This window comes from Mesorhizobium sp. P3_A8, from assembly GCF_056402995.1.
In genome coordinates, this window is record NZ_JBFUGI010000003.1 from 152,325 (window position 1) to 171,629 (window position 19,305).

Annotated in this window: 14 protein-coding genes; 3 read left to right on the plus strand and 11 right to left on the minus strand. The window is 63.4% G+C overall.

The window, feature by feature from the left end; genetic code table 11:
- Nucleotides 1–88: 88 nt before the first annotated feature.
- Nucleotides 89–1,285: an acyl-CoA dehydrogenase gene (locus AC1DX4_RS08575; protein WP_477219910.1), complete on the minus strand. Its 1,197-nt coding sequence runs from the start codon at nucleotides 1,283–1,285 to the stop codon at nucleotides 89–91.
- Nucleotides 1,286–1,386: 101 nt separating this feature from the next.
- On the opposite strand from AC1DX4_RS08575, the gene AC1DX4_RS08580 reads away from it, so the two are divergent.
- On the plus strand, nucleotides 1,387–2,298 hold the full coding sequence (locus AC1DX4_RS08580) for a LysR family transcriptional regulator (RefSeq protein WP_477219911.1): 912 nt from the start codon (nucleotides 1,387–1,389) through the stop codon (nucleotides 2,296–2,298).
- A 1-nt stretch (nucleotide 2,299) separates the two neighbouring features.
- On the opposite strand, the gene AC1DX4_RS08585 is transcribed toward AC1DX4_RS08580, so the two are convergent.
- The 8 genes from AC1DX4_RS08585 to AC1DX4_RS08620 all read right to left on the minus strand — a co-directional run bounded on the left by AC1DX4_RS08585 (nucleotide 2,300) and on the right by AC1DX4_RS08620 (nucleotide 13,008).
- Complete coding sequence (locus AC1DX4_RS08585; protein ID WP_477219912.1) at nucleotides 2,300–4,624, minus strand: Tex family protein; 2,325 nt, start codon at nucleotides 4,622–4,624, stop codon at nucleotides 2,300–2,302.
- A gap of 117 nt (nucleotides 4,625–4,741) precedes the next feature.
- Nucleotides 4,742–5,923 carry a serine hydrolase domain-containing protein gene (locus tag AC1DX4_RS08590; RefSeq protein WP_477219913.1) on the minus strand — a complete coding sequence of 394 codons (1,182 nt, stop codon included), beginning with the start codon at nucleotides 5,921–5,923 and terminating at the stop codon, nucleotides 4,742–4,744.
- A 32-nt stretch (nucleotides 5,924–5,955) separates the two neighbouring features.
- On the minus strand, nucleotides 5,956–7,152 hold the full coding sequence (locus AC1DX4_RS08595) for a serine hydrolase domain-containing protein (RefSeq protein WP_477219914.1): 1,197 nt from the start codon (nucleotides 7,150–7,152) through the stop codon (nucleotides 5,956–5,958).
- Nucleotides 7,153–7,313: 161 nt separating this feature from the next.
- Entirely contained in the window at nucleotides 7,314–8,342 is a 1,029-nt protein-coding gene (locus tag AC1DX4_RS08600; RefSeq protein ID WP_477219915.1) for an extracellular solute-binding protein, read from the minus strand.
- A 29-nt stretch (nucleotides 8,343–8,371) separates the two neighbouring features.
- Nucleotides 8,372–9,184: an ABC transporter permease gene (locus tag AC1DX4_RS08605; RefSeq protein ID WP_477219916.1), complete on the minus strand. Its 813-nt coding sequence runs from the start codon at nucleotides 9,182–9,184 to the stop codon at nucleotides 8,372–8,374.
- Entirely contained in the window at nucleotides 9,177–10,106 is a 930-nt protein-coding gene (locus AC1DX4_RS08610; protein ID WP_477219917.1) for an ABC transporter permease, read from the minus strand. The genes AC1DX4_RS08605 and AC1DX4_RS08610 overlap by 8 nt, the downstream gene beginning before the upstream one ends.
- The gene (locus tag AC1DX4_RS08615) at nucleotides 10,106–11,206 is read right to left on the minus strand and encodes an ABC transporter ATP-binding protein (protein ID WP_477219918.1); all 1,101 of its coding nucleotides are present in this window, start codon (nucleotides 11,204–11,206) and stop codon (nucleotides 10,106–10,108) included. The genes AC1DX4_RS08610 and AC1DX4_RS08615 overlap by 1 nt, the downstream gene beginning before the upstream one ends.
- Before the next feature lie 128 nt (nucleotides 11,207–11,334).
- Nucleotides 11,335–13,008: an amidohydrolase gene (locus AC1DX4_RS08620; protein WP_477219919.1), complete on the minus strand. Its 1,674-nt coding sequence runs from the start codon at nucleotides 13,006–13,008 to the stop codon at nucleotides 11,335–11,337.
- A 259-nt stretch (nucleotides 13,009–13,267) separates the two neighbouring features.
- Between AC1DX4_RS08620 and AC1DX4_RS08625 the strand changes: the two genes are divergently transcribed.
- Together AC1DX4_RS08625 and AC1DX4_RS08630 are read left to right on the plus strand one after the other, a co-directional pair.
- Nucleotides 13,268–13,921: a TetR/AcrR family transcriptional regulator gene (locus AC1DX4_RS08625; protein ID WP_477219920.1), complete on the plus strand. Its 654-nt coding sequence runs from the start codon at nucleotides 13,268–13,270 to the stop codon at nucleotides 13,919–13,921.
- 23 nt (nucleotides 13,922–13,944) lie between these two features.
- Nucleotides 13,945–14,976 carry a histone deacetylase family protein gene (locus AC1DX4_RS08630; RefSeq protein WP_477219921.1) on the plus strand — a complete coding sequence of 344 codons (1,032 nt, stop codon included), beginning with the start codon at nucleotides 13,945–13,947 and terminating at the stop codon, nucleotides 14,974–14,976.
- Nucleotides 14,977–15,052: 76 nt separating this feature from the next.
- Here the strand turns inward: AC1DX4_RS08630 and AC1DX4_RS08635 are convergent, their stop codons facing one another.
- Nucleotides 15,053–16,246, minus strand: coding sequence for a TMEM43 family protein (locus tag AC1DX4_RS08635; RefSeq protein ID WP_477219922.1), 1,194 nt, complete (start codon nucleotides 16,244–16,246; stop codon nucleotides 15,053–15,055).
- Between the two features lie 63 nt (nucleotides 16,247–16,309).
- Complete coding sequence (locus AC1DX4_RS08640) at nucleotides 16,310–19,213, minus strand: M16 family metallopeptidase (RefSeq protein WP_477219923.1); 2,904 nt, start codon at nucleotides 19,211–19,213, stop codon at nucleotides 16,310–16,312.
- Between the last annotated feature and the right edge of the window lie 92 nt (nucleotides 19,214–19,305).

Here is a 19,305-nt window from a genome sequence, read left to right on the forward strand (position 1 = left end):
GTGAGCTCAGTTCTACTGCGACGCAGTAGAACAGGGAAGCGCAGGTATCGGTCGTTTGCAGGCCGGCCTCACCTGAATTCGGCGCAGCTTAGAAGAAGGCCTGAATGCCCGTCTGTGCCCGGCCCAGGATCAGCGCGTGCACGTCATGCGTGCCCTCATAGGTGTTGACGGTCTCCAGATTCTGCGCATGGCGCATGACGTGGTAACCGATCTGGATGCCGTTGCCGCCATGCATGTCACGCGCCTGGCGGGCGATGTCGAGCGCCTTGCCGCAATTGTTGCGCTTGACGATCGAGATCATCTCCGGCGCCATCTTGCCTTCGTCGAGCAGGCGCCCGACGCGCAACGATGCCTGCAACCCGAGCGCGATCTCGGTCTGCATGTCGGCGAGCTTCTTCTGGTAGAGCTGCGTGCCGGCCAGCGGCTTGCCGAACTGCTTGCGGTCCAGGCCATACTGGCGGGCGCGGTGCCAGCAATCTTCCGCCGCTCCCATCGAGCCCCATGAGATGCCGTAGCGAGCCCGGTTGAGGCAGCCGAACGGGCCGCCAAGCCCCTTGGCGTTGGGCAGCAGCGCGTCTTCGCCGACCTCGACGCCTTCCATCACCACTTCGCCGGTGATCGACGCGCGCAGCGACAGCTTGCCGCCGATCTTCGGCGCCGAAAGGCCTTTCATGCCCTTTTCCAGCACGAAACCGCGGATCTCGTCCTTGCCGTTCTCGCCCTTCAGCTTCGCCCAGACGACGAACACGTCGGCGACCGGCGCGTTGGAAATCCACATCTTGGAGCCGGAGAGCTTGTAGCCGTTGGCGGTCTTTTCGGCGCGTGTCTTCATACCGCCCGGGTCGGAGCCGGCATCCGGCTCGGTCAGGCCGAAGCAGCCGATCCATTCGCCGCTGGCGAGCTTGGGCAGATACTTCTTGCGCTGCTCGTCCGAGCCATAGGCATAGATCGGATACATCACCAGCGACGACTGCACCGACATCATCGAACGATAGCCGGAATCGACACGTTCGACTTCCCGCGCGACCAGCCCGTAGGTCACATAGGTGGAGCCGAGCCCGCCGAATTCTTCAGGAATGTTGATGCCGAGCAGGCCGGCATCGCCCATTTCGCGAAAGATCGTCGTGTCGAAAGTCTCGTTGAGATAGGCGTCCTCGATGCGTGGCGCCAGCTTGTCGGCGGCAAAGGCCGCGGCAGCGTCGCGCACCATGCGCTCGTCTTCCGAAAGCTGGTTCTCGATCAGGAACGGATCTTCCCAGACGAATGCATTCTTGTCGGCGGCCATGGTTTCTCGGTCCTCAACGGGTGAAGCCTGGCTTATCGGCCCGTGGCCTTAAAAAATCAAACGAAATTGCTTCACCGATCAATGAGCGTTAGGAATGAATCATGAGTGTTCAGCGCCGTCTTCTGCCCAACATCAGCGCCCTTGCTGCCTTCGAAGCGGTGGCCCGTCTTGGCAGTTTCACCGCTGCCGCGCAGGAGCTGGATTTGACTCAAGGCGCGGTCAGCCGGCAGATCAAGCTGCTCGAAGATCAGTTCGGTCGCCGTCTGTTCGAGCGTGACAGCCGCAATGTCCGGCTTTCGACGGCAGGCGAAATCTACGCCGAGGCGGTGCGTTCGGCACTCGGTCAATTGCGCGACGCCGCCCTCGGATTGATGAGTAATCGGCATAGTGGCATCCTGAACCTCGCCATTTTGCCGACCTTCGGCACGCGCTGGCTGATGCCGATGATCCCCGATTTCGTCGAAAACAATCCCGACATCACCATCAACTTCGTCACCCGCGTCGGTCGTTTCGACTTCGCCAGGGAGAGGCTGGATGCCGCCATCCACTACGGCCTGCCGGACTGGCCGGAAGCGGACTCGACGCTTCTGGTGCGCGAAACGGTGGCGCCGGTCGTCTCGCCCGCTTTCCTCGCTGGGCGCGCCATCGCCGCGCCGGCCGATATCGGCCGCCTGCCGCTGCTTCACATGGCAACACGACCCGGCGCCTGGACGGAATGGTTCGAGCATCAGGGCCTGAGCGCGCCGACCGGACCAGGCATGCAGTTCGAACAGTTCGGCACCGCCGCCCAGGCCTGCATCGCAGGGCTCGGCGTCGCGCTGTTGCCGCTCATCCTCATCGCCGGTGAATTGCAGCGCGGCCAGCTCGTTCCCGCGCCGGGTGAGCCGATGCAAAGCCGCAGCGCCTATTATCTCGTCGTCCCGCAAGACAAGCGCGGCCACCCGCCCGTCGCCAGTTTTCGCGACTGGCTGCTGGGCCAGCTTGAGAAGGAGCCGGCTGTTCTGGCCTGGTAGGCTACTTCCGCTTCAGCGCATCGGCCAATGCCGCGCCGAATGCCCCTTGCTGGGGCGGCCGTTCCGGCTGGCGCTGTGGCGCCGGCGAACGCGGTGCCGGCCTGCCGCCGCCATTGTCGCGCGGGCCGCCTTTCGATGCGCCGCCCTCGCCGCCGTCCTTGCGCATGGAGAGCGCGATGCGCTTGCGCTTGATGTCGACGTCGACGACGCGCACCTTCACCACGTCGCCGGCCTTGACCACCTCATGCGCGTCCTTGATGAAACGGTCGGCCAGTTGCGAGACATGCACCAGCCCATCCTGGTGGACGCCGATATCGACGAAGGCGCCGAAGGCGGCAACATTGGTCACCGTGCCTTCCAAGAGCATGCCGGGCTTCAAATCCTTGATGTCGTCGATGCCGTCGGCAAAGGTCGCGGTCTTGAAGCCGGGGCGCGGATCGCGGCCGGGCTTTTCCAGCTCGGCAAGAATGTCGCGCACCGTCGGCAGGCCGAAACGTTCGTCGACGAAGACGCGCGGATCGAGCGCCTTCAGCGCGGCACTGTCGCCCATCAGCGAACGGACATCGCGGCCGCAGGCGGCGACGATCTTCTTGGCCAAGCCATAGGCCTCCGGATGCACCGACGAGGCATCAAGCGGCTCGCTGCCATTGGCGATGCGCAGGAAGCCGGCGGATTGTTCGAACGCGCGAGGTCCAAGGCGCGCCACTTTCAGCAGGTCCTTGCGGCTGGCGAACGGACCGGTCGCATCGCGATGCGCGACGATGGCGTCCGCAAGCGACGCACCAAGACCTGAGACGCGGGCCAGCAGCGGCGCCGAGGCGGTGTTGAGGTCGACGCCGACCGCGTTGACGGCGTCCTCGACCACCGCTTCCAGCGAACGACCGAGCCTGTACTGGTCGACATCGTGCTGGTACTGGCCGACACCGATCGATTTCGGTTCGATCTTGACCAGTTCGGCCAGCGGATCCTGCAGCCGCCTCGCGATGGAAACCGCGCCGCGCAGCGACACATCGAGGCCAGGGAATTCCGCCGCTGCCGTTGCCGACGCGGAATAGACTGAGGCGCCCGCCTCGCTGACGATCACCTTGAGCGGTTTCGGCCCGCCATCGGAAGGCATGTCGGACAGCATGTCCGCCACCAGTTTTTCCGTCTCGCGGCTGCCGGTGCCGTTGCCGATCGAGATCAGCTCGACCTTGTGCAGGCGGATGAGCTTGGCGAGTTCGGCCTGCGTGCCGCGCACATCGTTCTTCGGCGGGAACGGATAGACCGTCGTCGTTGTCAGCACCTTGCCGGTGCCGTCGACCACGGCCACCTTGACGCCGGTGCGGATGCCGGGGTCGAGGCCCATCGTGGCACGCGAACCGGCGGGCGCGGCGAGCAGCAAATCCTTGAGGTTGCGCGCAAAGACGTGGATCGCCTCTTCCTCGGCCCGCTCGCGCAGGTCGCGCATCAAATCGAGCGTCAGGTGCAGCGAGAGCTTGATGCGCCAGGTCCAGCCGGCAACGTCCATCAGCCAGCGGTCGCCGGGCAGGCTGGCGCCGATGGCATAGGCATTGGCGATCATCCGCTCGACCGGCTTCACCGGCGAAGTGTCGTCGGCATCGACCTCGATGTCGAGCGACAGCACCTCCTCGTTGCGGCCGCGCAACATGGCCAGCGCACGATGGCTCGGCACATTTGCCCAGCGTTCGACATGGTCGAAATAGTCGGAGAATTTCGCGCCGGCCTCCTGCTTGCCGTCGACCACCCGGGCGCGCATGAAGGCGCGTTCCTTCATGTAGGTGCGCAGCTTACCGACCAGATCGGCATTCTCGGCGAACTGTTCCGACAGGATGTCGCGCGCGCCTTCCAGTGCCGCCTTGGTGTCGGCTACCTCTTCGGTGACATAGGCGAGCGCCAACTCGGCGGGCACCAGCGAACGGTTGGCAAGAATGGCCTCCGCCAGCGGCCCCAGCCCGCGTTCCCTGGCGATCTCGGCCTTGGTGCGGCGCTTGGGCTTATAGGGCAGATAGATGTCTTCCAACTCAGCCTTGGTGGCAGCGGCGGCAATCTTGCCCTCTAGCTCGGTGGTCAGCTTGCCCTGCTCGCGGATCGAACCCAGGATGGTGTCACGGCGCGCGTCGAGTTCGCGCAGATAGGCGAGCCGCTCGGCAAGATCGCGCAATTGCGTGTCGTCGAGCCCGCCGGTGACCTCTTTGCGGTAGCGCGCCACGAACGGCACCGTCGCGCCCTCGTCGAGCAGTTCGATCGCCGCAGCCGCCTGTTCGGGCCGCGCCTTGATTTCGGCCGCGATGATGGCTGCGATGCGTTTGATGTCGGATGCCATGTCATTCCTGCTCTTCTCGAAAAGAGCGGCGACCATAGGCGCAGACATGCAATCCGCCAACCGCCGTGCTTTCATCGCTCCGGCGGGTCCACAGGAAAGCGCGCACTAATGTGGCGTTCAGACCATTCGGCTCAGCGCCTCGAAAAACGCGACAATCTCGGCATCGAGCGGATCGTCGACCGGCACCGGCTGCGACGACATCTTGGCAATGACGACTTCGGTCGTGGGGTCGACATAGAGCCACTGGCCATGGATGCCGATGCCGCAATAGGCGCCGTTCTCGTGTCCGGTCTGGTACCATTTGCTGCGGTAACGGCCCTTGGGAAACAGCGGCAGCATCGCGCCGCGCTGCCAGGCTGCCGCACTCCCGCCGGTGCTGGTCGTGTCGCGCACCCAGGCCTCCGGCACGATGCGGCGGCCATTGGCGGTGCCGCCTTGCCGCATCATCTCGCCGATGCGCGCCAGATCGCGCGGCGTCACCGAAATCCCACCGGCGGTGCGTGCCGTGCCTTCCATGTCGACGCCGATCGAGGCTTCGCTGGCGGCGCCGAGCGGCAGCCACAGTTTCTCGCGCATCAGCTCGGTGAAGCGCTGGCCCGACGCGCGTTCGAGCAGCAGGCCAAGCAGGTCGGAATTGGGCGAACGGTAGCGGAAGGTCTGGCCATGCGGCTCGGCAAGCCGCTGCAGGCTCAGGATGAATTCGCGCAGGCTTTCCGTGCCGCCGCCCGGGTTCCACAGCGTGGCGCGGCGGTAACGGGCGAAGGCGCTTTCAGGGTCGAGATAGGCCTCCTCGAAATCGAGGCTGACGCTCATGTCGAGCACATGCCGGCAACTCGCATCGCCATAGGCCGAGCCGGTGGCTTCGGGAATGTACTGCGTCACCGGCGCTTCCGGATCGAACGTGCCCTCGCCTTCCAATATGCCGGCGATAATCGCGGTCACCGACTTGCTGATCGAGAAGATGATGTGGCGAGCGCCGAAATCCATATGCGGCGCGAACCAGTCGCCAATGATCTTGCCGCCCTTCATCACCGTCAGCGCGTCGGTGCTGGAGCGCACGAGGAAGTCGGCCACTGTCTCCGGCGCGCTGGCCACCGAAACCTTTTCGCCGAGCAAACCACCGAAATCCCGTGCCGGCGCCTCAACACTGGCCGGTGCCGCGGCCACGCGTGCCGTCGGCACCAATTCGCCAAGGTTCTGGAACGACCATCGATTGAACGGGTTCTCGCGCCAGTTGCCAAGCAGCACCTCATTGCGGCGGAAACCATAGCGGGTCTCGAACGCGGTCTTGCCGGTCATGGCATTTCCTTCCAGGATCGTTTCTTCTGGGATTAGTTGAGCGCGGCGGCGATGGCGTGCACGGCCTTCAGCGTCGCGACGGCGTAGGCGAGATTGCTGAAATCCGGCCAGGTCGAAAGCGTCACCACGACCATTCCTGTGTTCCAGTCGATGTGGATCATCTGTCCGAACACGCCCCGGCACATCAGTGCGCGCGAGCTGGGGTTCTCGATCCAGAACTGGTTGCGGTAGCTGCCCTCTGGCAGGCTCTCGGAGAAATCGGCGACATGTCTGCCGTTGCGTGTGGCCTCGACCCAGTCGGCCGGCACGATGCCGCCGCCATTGTCGAGGATCATCTGGCCGAAGCGGCCATAGTCGCGCAGGGTGGCGTTGAAGCCGCCATCGGCCACGGCATAGCCGGCGCTGTCGACGGTGAAGCAGGCGCTTTCGTCGGTGCCGAGCTTTTGCCAGAGTTCTTCGGAAACCAGTTGCGGCAGACGCTTGCCCGTCACCCGCTCCATGATGAAGGCGAGCACGTCGGTCTCGATCGAGCGGTACTCGAACTGGGCGCCATGCGGACGGACCGTGTCCTTCAAGCCCAGGATCAACTCGAACATATGCGATGGCCAGCGGAAATCCGGATCGCTGCCCGGCGGCACCGGCTTCCAGCCGGTGGCGACATCGACCTGGCCGATGTCGGAATAGCGGTCGGTATACTCTTCGGAGAAACGCACGCCGCTCGTCATGTCGAGCACATGCTGGACGCTGGCGCCGGCCCAGCCGGTCGCGCCGAGTTCCGGCAAATAGTCGGTCACTGGCCGCGCCGGATCGATCAGGCCGCGCCCGACCAGTATGCCGAAGACCGAGCCGGTGACGGATTTGGCCATCGACTGCGACAGATGCAGCGTGCGCTCGTCCATGCCGTTGAAATAGCGCTCATAGGCGACCTTGCCGTGCTTGAGCACCAGGAAGCCGTCCGCATAGGTCTCGTCGAGCAGCCCGGCGAGCGTTGTCGGCTTGCCCTCGCTGTCCTCGACCGCCAGCCCGTCGAGATCGACCTCGGCGCGTTCGAGACGATGGCGATGGCCGTTGCCGCGCCAGACTTCGGCTGTCGGCAGGATTTCCCTGATGTGCTGGAACGCCCAGCGGTTCCACGGCGGCCGGTCCCAGTCGAGCTTCGGCGGCACCATGGCGGGCGGCGAGCCCTGCATGATCGGCGGCCTTGGGTCGCTGTTGCGGTACGATGTCATGGAACCCTCCCACGATGCATGCCGCCCAAAAATGCGTAGCGGTTTTGGGACGACGACATGCATGAAAACAAGAATTTGCAGCGTCGCGTGTGCCCTCCACATGCGACGCGTCGCAAAGAAGGGAGGCCGAAGCCTCCCTTCCGCTGGACTTTAGACCGAACCTATTTGCGCAAATTGGTCCAGATCTTGTTGTAGATTTCCACCACATCCGGCGGACAGGGCGGAACGAATTCCGCTACCGGCGCGCCTGCCGGCGGGTTGAGTTCCGGCGAATTGGCGAAATCCGGCTGCAGGAACTTGTGGCTGCCGGCAATGCCATTGTCGTAGCCGGCGAATTCCGAGATCAGCGCCGCATTTTCCGGGGCCATGATGAAATCCTGGAACAGTTTGGCATTGTCGAGGTTCTTGGCGCCCTTCAGCACCGCGACATTGTCCATCCAGCCTTCGATGCCTTCCTTCGGATAGGCATATTTGATGGCCGGGATCTTCTGCCGCGAGCGATAGGTCGCGCCGTTCCACTGTTCCGTCACGATCACGTCGCCCGAGGTGATCTTGGTGATGGTGTCGTAGCTGAAGGTCTTCCAGGACGGCTTGGCGGCCGTCAGGATGTCGTTGACCTTTTTCAGATTGGCCTTGTCGGCACCGCAGCGCGGCACGCCGGCATAACGCTCGGCCGCATGCATGACGGTGTTGACGTCGTCGAGGATGTTGATCTGGCCCTTCAGCTCAGTCGGCGGGTCGAAGAGGATGGCCAGCGTGTCGATGTTGCCCTTGAACTTGTCCGTGTTGACGGCGAACGCCGTGGTGCCGTACTGCCAGGGCGCGGTGTAGTGACGGCCGCTGTCCCAATAGATGTCGAGGAAACGCGGATCGATGTTCTTGCCGTTGGGCATCGCGTTGGGCTCGGTCTTTTCGAGCAGGCCCTCGTCGACCATGATCTTCACGGTGTAGTCGGACGGCACCACGATGTCGTAGCCGGAATTGCCGGCGCGCACCTTCGACAGCATGGTTTCGTTGGAATCATAGTCGTCCAGCGTGACCTTGATGTTGTACTGTTTCTCGAACTTTTCGATCAGCTTGGGATTGGTGTAGTCACCCCAATTGTAGATATGCAACTCGCCATCGGCGAGTGCGGGCACCGCCCACAAAAGCACTGCCGTCGAAACGGCAGCCATCAGTTTCCTAGACATTTTTTGTTCTCCTTTGCCTTCCCATTGATTCACTTGGCGCGTCGGCGCGCGATCAGGAACGATACCGAGACGAAGAGGATCGAGACCAGGAGCAGGATGGTGGAGATAGCGTTGATCTCCGGCGTCATCGGCCGCCTGATCTGGTTCCAGATGTAGAGCGGCAGGGTCGTCTGGCCGGGGCCGGCGACGAGCTGCGTGATGGTGAAATCGTCGAAGGAGACGATGAAGGCGAGTGCGGCACCCGACATGATGCCGGGAACAAGCAGCGGCAGTGTAATGCGCCGGAACGCATGCCACGGCGTGGCATAGAGATCGGCGGCGGCGGATTCGAGCGTCAGGTCCATGTCCTCGAGACGCGCCCGGATCGGCATGTAGGCGAAAGGAATGCAGAACACGGTATGGGCCAGGATCAGATTGCCGATACCGAAATTCAGCCCGAAGGCCCCGGCGATCAGGGCGAAGAAGGACAAGGTCGCCACCGCCGTGATGATCTCGGGAACCATCAGCGGCAGGTTGATGACCATGAAGGCGGCCGGCAGGCCACGCCATGGCTTCACCCGGGTCATACCGATCGCCGCCAGCGTGGCGCAGATCGTCGAAACGATCGTCGCGCTCACAGAGATGATCAGCGTGTTCTCGGCGGCGTTGTGGAATTCCTCATTGAGCAGTGCCGTGCCGTACCAGGTCAGGCCGACACCCTCCCAATGAGTGACGAGCGAACCCGTGTTGAACGAAAAGATCATCAGGATGAGGATCGGGACGTAAAGCACCGCAACGCAGATGATGGCGATCGTGCGGAACCCGGGCTGGTCCTTGATATCGATGTTGCGGGGATCAGCCATGCTGGATCTTCCCCGAAGTGGTGCGAACGTAGAAGTAAAGGGCGACCAGCACCGCGGCCATCAGGATCAGCGCTTGGGCGCAGCCGAGCGGCCAGTTGCGCCCGGAACCGAATTGCTGGGCGATGAGATCGCCGATCATCAGATGGATGCCGCCGCCAAGGATAAGCGGCGTCACATAGGCGCCGAGCGCGGGAATGAAGACAAGCAGGCAGCCGGCGATGATGCCGGGCAGCGATAGCGGAATGATCACCCGCCAAAGAACCTGCCGGCGCGTCGCGTATAGGTCGTTGGCGGCCTCGACCAGCCGGAAATCCAGTTTCTCCAGGCTGGCATAGAGCGGCAGGATCATGAATGGCAGGAACGAGTAGAGCAGGCCGAGCTGGATGGCGAAGTTGGTGTAGAGCATGGTGATCGGCTTATCGATCACGCCAAGCCCCATCAAAAGATTGTTGATGAGGCCTTCGTCGCGAATGATGAACATGATGGCCAGCGTGCGCACCAGAAGGTTCGACCAGAACGGGATGGTGATCAGCAGCACCCACCAGTTGCGCTGCGCCGGCGTGCGCGTGGCCATGAAGTAGGCGGTCGGAAAACCCAGCAGCAGGCAGATGACCGTCGTCACCACGGCGAACAGAAACGAGCGCAGATAGATGATCAGGAAATCCGGCGTGAACTGCAGCGTGTCGTCGAAAATATCCTGCTGGAACAGGAAGTTCAGATAGGCGTCCGTCGAAAACTTCCATTGGACGCCACCATAGGGCGCGGCCTGGAGAAACGAGTAAACCAGGATGATCAGCAGCGGCAGCACGCCGAAAATTCCGATGACGATCAGCGCCGGCAGGGAAAGCAGGCGGTTGCGCCTGGCGGTTGCTTTCTCGGCCTTGGCTTCGAACAACGCGGCTTGGGAAAGCGCCATTGTCATCAGTCCTTCAGTATCCGCGCGCCGTCGTCTTCGAAGACGATGCCGACCTTGGCGCCTGGCTCGAACGTCACCGCGCCGGACCGGCTGTTCTGGTGACGCACGATGAAGTTGTCACCGCCATCGAGCTTGACGTGGTAGTGCGTGTCGGTGCCGAAATAGACGACGTTCGCCAGCGTTCCGGCGACCGTGCCCTTGGACACATCGGCGATCAGATCCGCATGCTCAGGCCGGACCACGACCGTGACTGCACCCGAGGGATCGAAGTTCTCCGGGAACCCTGCCGCCACGGTTGCGCCGGAGGCGAGCTTGACGGTGGCGACGCCGGATTTTTTCGACACCACGGCCCCTTTGAGGAAATTGGTTTCGCCGATGAAGTCGGCGACGAAGCGCTCGGCCGGGCGGTCATAGATGTCGCGCGGCGAACCGACCTGCAGGATCTTGCCGGCCGACATCACCGCGATGCGGTCCGACATGGTCAGCGCTTCTTCCTGGTCGTGGGTGACGAAGATGAAGGTGATGCCGGTCTCGTGCTGCAGCCGCTTCAGCTCGATCTGCATTTCCTTGCGCAGCTTGTAATCAAGGGCGGAGAGCGGCTCGTCGAGCAGCAGCACCTTCGGCTGTGGTGCGAGCGCCCGCGCCAGCGCGACGCGCTGTTGCTGGCCGCCGGAGATCTGGCTGGTACGGCGGCCCGCCAGCGCTTCCATCTTGACCAGTTTCAGCATCTGGGCGACGCGCGCCGTAATCTCGGCCTTCGGCTTGCCCAGCATTTCCAGGCCGAAGCCGATGTTGTCGGCCACCGTCATGTGCGGGAACAGTGCGTATGACTGGAAGACGGTGTTGACCGGCCGCTTGAAGGGCGGCAACGGCGCGATGTCCTGGCCGTAGAGCAGGATTTCGCCGGCGCTCGGAAAATCGAAGCCGGCTATCAGCCTCAAGAGCGTTGTTTTTCCGCAGCCGGAGGGCCCGAGCAGTGTGAAAAACTCATTTTCGCGGATGGAGACGGAAACGGTATCCAGTGCGGCGACTTGCGCCTCCCCGGTGCCGAATACCTTGCGCACACCACGGACTTCGATCGCATTCTTACCCGGTATTTCCGGCACGATTACCCCATTGAGAGAAGCCTGCTCTTAGCGGCAGGTGTCGTTCCTGTTTGATTGTCATCACAAGCCGGTCGGCTTGGCAACTGCGGAGCTGAATCTTGATTCAGGAGGCAAGTCCCGTGCCACCGTCAGGCTTGATAAGTTACCTTGCCCCCGCAGATGGTCGTCACCGGCCGCACGGTATGCAGCGCTTCCGGCGCGGTTGTTTCGATATCGGCCGAGAGCACCACCAGATCGGCCAGATATCCTGGCTTCAGGCGGCCTTTTCGGTGTTCGGCGAATTCGGCATAGGCGCCTTCCACTGTATAGGCTGCAACAGATTCCAGCAGCGAGAAGCTCTGGTCGGGATCGCCCTCTGCCCACGGTTTGCGCAGCACTGCCGCTTGAATGCCCAGGATCGGATCGACCGGCGACACCGGCCAGTCCGAAGCGAAGACAACGCGCGCGCCGGCCTCTTTCAACGTTCGCCAGGCATAGCTGAGCGGCCATTTCTTGCGGCCGATGCGAGACAGCGTCGGCTCCAGCGGAAAGTTGAGTGCGCCGGGCGGATGCGGCGGCTGCATCGACGCGATGACGCCAAGCTCGGAAAAGCGCGGCACGTCGGTCTCGGTCGTGACCTCGATGTGCTCGATCCGATGCCGGCTGTCGCGCCTGCCGTTTTTCTTCTGCGCCGCCTCATAGCCGTCGAGCACCGCGCGCACCGCACCGTCACCGATCGAATGCACCGCGATCTGCAGGCCACGACGATCGGCTTCCACCGCCACTTCGGCGAAATGCTCCGGCGTAAACAACGGCTCGCCGGACCAGTCCAGACGATCCGCATAAGGCTCGACCATCACGGCTGTCCATGAATCGAGCACGCCGTCGTAGAACACCTTGACCATACCCGACGACAGCCATTCCGACTTGTAGGTCGAAGCCATCATGGATGCCTTTTCAAGCATGCCGAGGTCCATGAAGTTCTTGAAGTGAAACGGGATTTGCGTACGACACAGCAATCGCCCTTCTTGCTCCAGGCCGGCAAGCAGCTCGAGTTGGTAGAGGTTGCCATCCATGTTCTGGATCGACGTGATGCCGTGGCGGGCGCACCATTCCAGGCCGCGGTGCATCAGATCGCGATCAGCAGCCAATTCCTCGGCCGAGGGATAGGGCTCCGGCTCACCGCCCGTAAGACCGAGCCGTGTGCGGTTCTGCCCGAAATGCTCCAGGATCGGGCCGAAAGCCTCGCCCTCGCGCAATTCGCCCGCCGCGAGGCCATCGGCACCCATCACGATTTCGTTGCCCGGCCCCAATTCCCTGCCATGCAGGAGGCCCGCCTCTTCCAGCGCCTTGGTGTTCGCCCACATCGTATGGTGGTCGGAGGCCGACATGGCGAACGGGCGATCGGGGATGATTTGGTCGAGATGGTGGCGCGTGACCGGCTCGGGCAGGATCGCATAGTCGACGCCGGCGCCGATCAGAAGCCTGGCGTTGGGCCGTGCCGCGGCAAAGGTCTGGATCGCATCGCGCAAGGCATCGAAGCCGTGCACCCCTGCCAGATGCAGATTTTCGAGTTCGGCCGCGCCGCCGAACAGATGCATATGCGCTTCGATGAAGCCAGGCAGGACCGAACCGCCCTTGGCGTCGATCACCTCTGTGGCTGTTCCCTTGAGCTCTTCGATTGCAGCGCGGCTGCCAATGGCGATGATGGCGCCGTCCTTGACGGCAATAGCCTCGGCTGAGGGGTTGTCATCGTCCATGGTCAGCACACGACCATTAATGACGATCAGATCCGCATTTTTACCCGCACCCGTGACAGACATCGCGACTCCGCGCTTTTGATGACCGACTGAGACCGGCAATCCTCTTGTCCGACAAGCTGCCACGTCACCGCAGCTGCGCCATCGGATGAAACTGATGCCAGTGCGCTGTTTTGAAATTCCCCTTGTGATCTCCGAAAACAGCGTGGATAAAAGAATGCGACTGATTATTCGCGTTTGTCAACATGCGGAATTTCGAATGTATTGTGGATAGCACCCTGCGCCTGTGTTGAGACCGGGCGGGGAACGAGGACATCAAGCCGTGAAGCGCAGTCTCGACCGCAAAACCAGGATAGCGCTCGAACCGCGCAAGCAGCCGCGGCAACAGCGGTCGAGCAAGGTGGTCGACCGGATTCTCGACGCGGCATTGATCTTGACGCGAGAGCAAGGAACCAGGACGCCGACGACGCTCGCCATTGCGCAGCGCGCGGGCCTGTCGGTCGGTTCGATCTACCAATACTTCCCCAACAAGGAAGCCATTCTCCTAGACCTCGCCCGGCGTTGGCTGTCCTCCTTTCCCGAGGTGATCGCCAAGCGCATCAAGGTCCCCCCGCCCACCGACCGGGAAGAGTTCCGGCGCGAAGTGCGCAAGCTCTTCATCGATACCTCCAGGATATATCTCGAAAACGCCACCCTGATGCCGGTGATCGAGGCCATATCCGGCAATGCCGACCTCCGGCCGATCCAGGACGAATATGACGAGCAGATCATCGCGCTCTACGCCGCATGGCTGCAGCATGTGAACCCGGCGCTGGAAGACAAGATCGCCAGCCGGCTCGGCGTGGTGATGATGGACGTCGGGCACGCCTGCCGGCTTGTCGGGCTGAAAAGAGACCGCAAGACATACGACCTCATCGAGGACGATGTCGAAAGAATGTGGCTCGCCTTGGTGACCCCCTATCTCAACCTTGACTGACTTCGCACTTCGAGAGGAATTTTATGAAGACTGTCTATTCGCCGCTTCATGCCGGCCATGCCGGCCAGATGGAACTGGTCACATCAGCCATCGTGCCGGGTTTCGAAAAGCCCTCGCGCGCCGAATTCATCAAGGCGCGGGTCGAAAGCGAGAAGCTCGGTCCGATCGTCCTGCCGCTTGAGCACGATCTTGCCGCCGCCAAGCGCATCCACAAATCGGACTATATCGACTTCCTGCCGACGGTCTGGCCGCAATGGGTAGCCTCCGGTCATGAGGGCACCGCCATGCCCTTCACCTGGCCGACGCGCGGCCTGCGCGGCGACGTGCCGCCGAAGCGCGTCGATGCGCTGCTCGGCTATTATTCCTTCGATGCCGGCGCCACCTTCGTCAAAGGCACATGGGCGGCGATCAAATCGTCCTATGACGTCGCGCTGACCGCGGCCGGCCTGGTCAAGGGCGGCGAAAGGTCGGCCTTCGCGCTCTGCCGCCCGCCCGGCCACCATGCCGGCGCCGGATTCATGGGCGGTTATTGCTACATCAACAACGCCGCCGTCGCCGCGCAGTGGTTCCTTGACCAGGGCGCCAAACGGGTCTCGATCCTCGATGTCGACTACCACCACGGCAACGGCACGCAGGAGATCTTCTATGACCGCGCCGACGTGCAGGTCCTCAATCTGCATGGTGATCCGATGGTGGAGTATCCGTTCTTCCTCGGCCATGCCGATGAACGCGGCACGGGCGCCGGCGAGGGTTTCAACATCAACTATCCGATGCCGTTCGGCACCGGCTGGGATGCCTGGAACGCGTCGCTGGAGGATGCCTGCGCCAGGCTGGCCGCTTACGCGCCCGACATCGTCATCGTCTCGCTCGGCGTCGACACCTTCGAGAAGGACCCGATCAGCCAGTTCAAGCTGAAAAGCCCGGACTACCCCAAGATCGGCCGCCGCATCGCCAGGCTCGGACTGCCAACTCTGTTCGTCATGGAAGGCGGCTATGCCGTCGAGGAGATCGGCGTAAACGCCGTCGGCGTGCTGACCGGTTTCGAGGATCGGTAGGCCTGCCCGGAAACCCAAGGCGGATAACGACAGATATGAAGAAAAAGGGCGGCGTGGCCGCCCTTTTTTTTGCGAACTACGCTGCGGTGCCGGCGCTTGGCGCAGCCATCGGCGCGCCTGCCTTGCGTGAGCGGCCGAGATAATAGACCGCCGCCGCCGCGATGACGCCGGCAGCCAGGATGCCTGCCGCCAGAACCGGCCGATACCAGAACCAGGCAATCGCGATCGTCGTCGTGCCGACCAGGATCGCCAGGAAGAAGGCGATGATGCCGGTTCCCATTCGCGCCATGCTGCCGAGGAACGGGATGACGTCGAGGATCACGCCGATCGGGCTGAGGAACAGGGCAAAGCCGATCGTCAGCAGCAGCAGGCCCGCGGCACGCAGCAGCCAGGTGATCAGCGTGTTGGCGCTGACGGCGTCGGCGAACATCTTGTCGGCCGGCACCTGGCCGGTATCGACCATCAGCAGCGCATCGCCGGCTTGCGTTTGGTATGGCTCGAACCGGCTGCCAGCCTGGCGCGCCACGATGCTGACCACGCCGAGCGGCGCCAGCTCGTAGCCGATGCGGTAGTCGCCCAATGCAGGCGTCGTGTTGTCGCTGCCGAGATAGATCCTGCCATCAACGATGCTGAGCGGCTTCGTCCCGGTATAGGCTGCCTTGATCGCCGCCGACTGACTGGACGACAGCGAGTAGTCCTTGTCGCCCTCGATGCGGTCGAGCACCGGCGTATCCAGATCGAAGGCGACGAGCTTGCCCTGCGGGATCTGGAAGGTCCGGCTGTGGATCGCCATCGGTGGATTTTGATGGCCGTCGGGCTTCTTGAAGTCCGACGAGTCGATCTGGCTGTCGTCCCACACCTTTTGATAGCTATAGGTGGTCTCCGTCTCCTCGCCGCCGCCAAGCTTCTTGGTGGTCTCGGATTTGGATTCTTCCTTCCACTGATACATCTCGACGCTGCGCGACAGGCGCAGCCCTTGCGCGGCGATGCCGAAATCCGGATCCGACAGGCCGCTATCGGCCGTCACCGGCCCGCTGACATGCACCAGTCTGCCGTCATTGCCGGCATCGACGCTGTCGGCGTTGATCGAGACAACGGCGCCCGACCCTTCGGCCAGCGAGCGCGCCGTCTGCACCGCGCGGCCCTCGTTCCAGAACAGCCCGATCACCATCAGCACGATCAGCAGCAGGCCGAAGATGACCCCGCCGACCGCGCGCTTGATCCGCCCGAACCACGAGACTGACGTAACTTCCCGAAATGAATCGCTCATCGTTTCCCCCGAAACCAAAGATACCAAGATTTAAGCGCGGCCGGCGGCCGCGCATCGAGCCGATCAATCGGCGTGGATTTGCGCGCCACAGTCCTTGGCGCCAGCGCAGGAGTGCACCGCTCGCGTCGTGCCGCCATCGCCGACCCGCCAAGGTGAAGCGGACAACGGCGTCTGGCTGTTGGCGCCGAGAAGGTCGAGCGCCCGCATGGCCGTCTGTTCGCCAGCCTCGTCACGCTTGACGATCTCGACATCCTTGAGACCGATCGCGGCAAGCTGCGGCATGACCACGTCGGGATCACCGGCAACGACGATCAGCGACGGCTCCAGCGACGACAATGCCAGCGCCTGTTTCTGCACGGCGTCGAGCGTCAGCTGGGTGCGCGCCGTCATCCGGCTTTGCTGGTCCTCGAGCGTCGAACCGCTGCCGGCCGCGCCGATCAGCGAGCCGAACAGACCGGCCGAGGTCTCTGCCGATCCAGCCAGTGCCCGCCGATAGACCGTCACCGTGCGGTCGACCTCGTCCTGCGCCACCGGCAAGGTGGTCAGGCCGGCGAAACCTTTCAGGATTTCGGTGATCGCCGGACCGGTGTTGGCGCGCTCGACGGTGGTTGCCACCACCAGTCCCGAGCCGGCCTTCATCGGGCTCATGAGATAGCTCGACACGCCATAGGAATAGCCCTTCTCCTCGCGGATCACCGAATTCAGCCGGCTGGAGAAATCATCGCCGAGCAGATTGGCGACCGCGGTCGATTCCGCGCGCTCGCCTTCGTCAGTGCCGGGCGCCGGCCGCGCCACGAACAGCGCCGACTGGCTGGCGCCGGGCTCGGGCACCAGCAGCACTTTCTGACCGCCGTTGAAATGCGCTGCCGGCGACGGTTCGATGGCATAGCCGGCGGCATCGCTCGTCCATGTTCCGAATGCCTTTTCAAGGCCGGCCGCAACGGTCGCGACCGGCATCGGGCCGACGCTGTAGAAGGTCACCGCCTTCGACGTGAACTCCGCCTTGAACGCGGCTTTCGCCTCGTCGAGCGAGATCGAGGCCAGCGCCTTTGCCGACCAGTCGACCGCGGCCTTGCCCGGCACCTGCGGAATGAGCGCCGCCTTTGCCACGCGACCGGCAACGCCCGGCAGATCCGCCTCGCGGCCGTTCAGCCAATCGACCGTCTGCGCCATCAACACCGTCCATTCGGTCTTGTCGAACCGCGGTTTCAGCACCGCATCGGCAAGCAGGCCAAGACCTTGATCCAGTTTTTCCGGCGGCACGCCAAGCGTCATCGTCGTGGTCAGTGCGCCGGCCTGATAGCCGATGCCGGCACCAATGTCGCTGGTCGCCTTGGCGAAGTCGGCCGAACCGCGATCGGCCGCGCCACGCGTCGCCATGCTGGCGGCAAGCTCCAGCAGCCCCTCCTTGCCTTCCGGCACGCTGTTCCAGCCGCCTTGTGCACTCGCCGCGACATAGACCATCGGCGCTTCCGGCATCGTGTAGTGGACGAGCTTGATGCCGTTGGAGAGCGTCGCCGTTTCCATGGCGGGCAACACCGCTGAAGGCGCTTGCCCGGCCGGATGCTTCGGAATGTCGATCGCCACCCGCTCCGGTGCCGTGAAGGGTTGCGGCGTGCCAGACGAACCGATCAGCGCGTCGGGATAGCCGCCGCGCGGGCCGGGCTTCAACACCAGCACGCTGGCGTCTTCCGGTTTCAGGAGCCGCTTGATCGTCGCTTCAACATCGGCGGCGCTGGCAGTCTTGACGCGCRGATCGTCGACCAGCGCGCTCTGCGCATCGCCGAGAATGTCGGCATTGTAGGAGACAGTGCCGGCACGATCCTTCAGCGCCTCGTTGCCCAGCCGCGTTGCCTGCAATATGCCGTTGCGCGCGCGCTCGACATCAGCCGGATCGAGCGGCGCCTTCTGGAAATCCGCAAACGCCGCTTTCATCGCGCTTTCGAGCGCTTCCGGCGTCACGCCTGCCGCCGCACCCGCCTCGAAAGTGAAGCGCCCGCCGAGCAGTCCACCCGTCCAGCTTGCACTGGCATAGGTGGCGACGCCCTGTTCCGAGACCAGCCGGTTGCGCAGAAATCCATAGTCGCCATTGCCGAGCAATTCGGCGGCAATGCTGAGCGCGCCATTATCCGGCGACTGCGCCGCCGGGCCGCTGAAGCCGACCACGACGACGGGGCTCGGCACGCGATCCTCGAGCACCAGCTTGAGCCGCGCCTGTGTGGGTTCCGGGACGGCGGGTCGCGCCACGTCGGCGCCGCGCGATATCCGGCCGAACGTGTCGGCGATCAGCGCCTTGGTATCAGCCACCTTCAGATCCCCCACCAGCACCAGCACGGCATTGTTGGGCAGATAGTAGGTGTTGAAGAAGCCTCTGACATCGTCGAGCGTTGCAGCATCGAGGTCGGCGACCGAACCGATGACCATGCGGCTATAGGGATGCGGCTTCGGAAACAGTCCGGACCAGAAGGCTTCCCAGCCCGATGCGCCGGCCTTGTCGAGCACGTTCTGGCGCATCTCGTTCTTGACCACCGAACGCTGCAGGTCGAGCTTGGCCTGTGTCACCGAGCGGCCGAGATTGGCCATGCGGTCGGCTTCCAGCGACAGGATCACCGGCAGCGACGACGACAGGCCGTCGACATAGAACACGGTGCCGTCCTCGGTGGTCCAGGCATTGATCTCGTTGCCCAGTGCGGCATGCGCACCGAACACGTTCGGCCAGGCCGGCGTCCCGGAAAACATCAGGTGCTCGAACAGATGCGCGAAGCCTGAGCGGCCCGCCGGTTCATTCATCGACCCGACACGGTAGCGCAGGTTCATCACCACCTTCGGCGCACGATGATCCGGCACCAGCACCACTTGCAGCCCGTTGTCGAGCGCATAGGTGACGATTGGCTCGGCCTTGGCGGGCGCTGCCGCACCGGCAAAAACCGCGAGCACCACCGTGAACGCCAGGAAAACCTGCTTCATGATTACCCCCCATTGCCGATGGCCGCGAAACAAGCGCCGCCACCTTAGCCCAGTCCGATCGAAGGGAAGCCCACCTCCCTGCCGATCGCCGA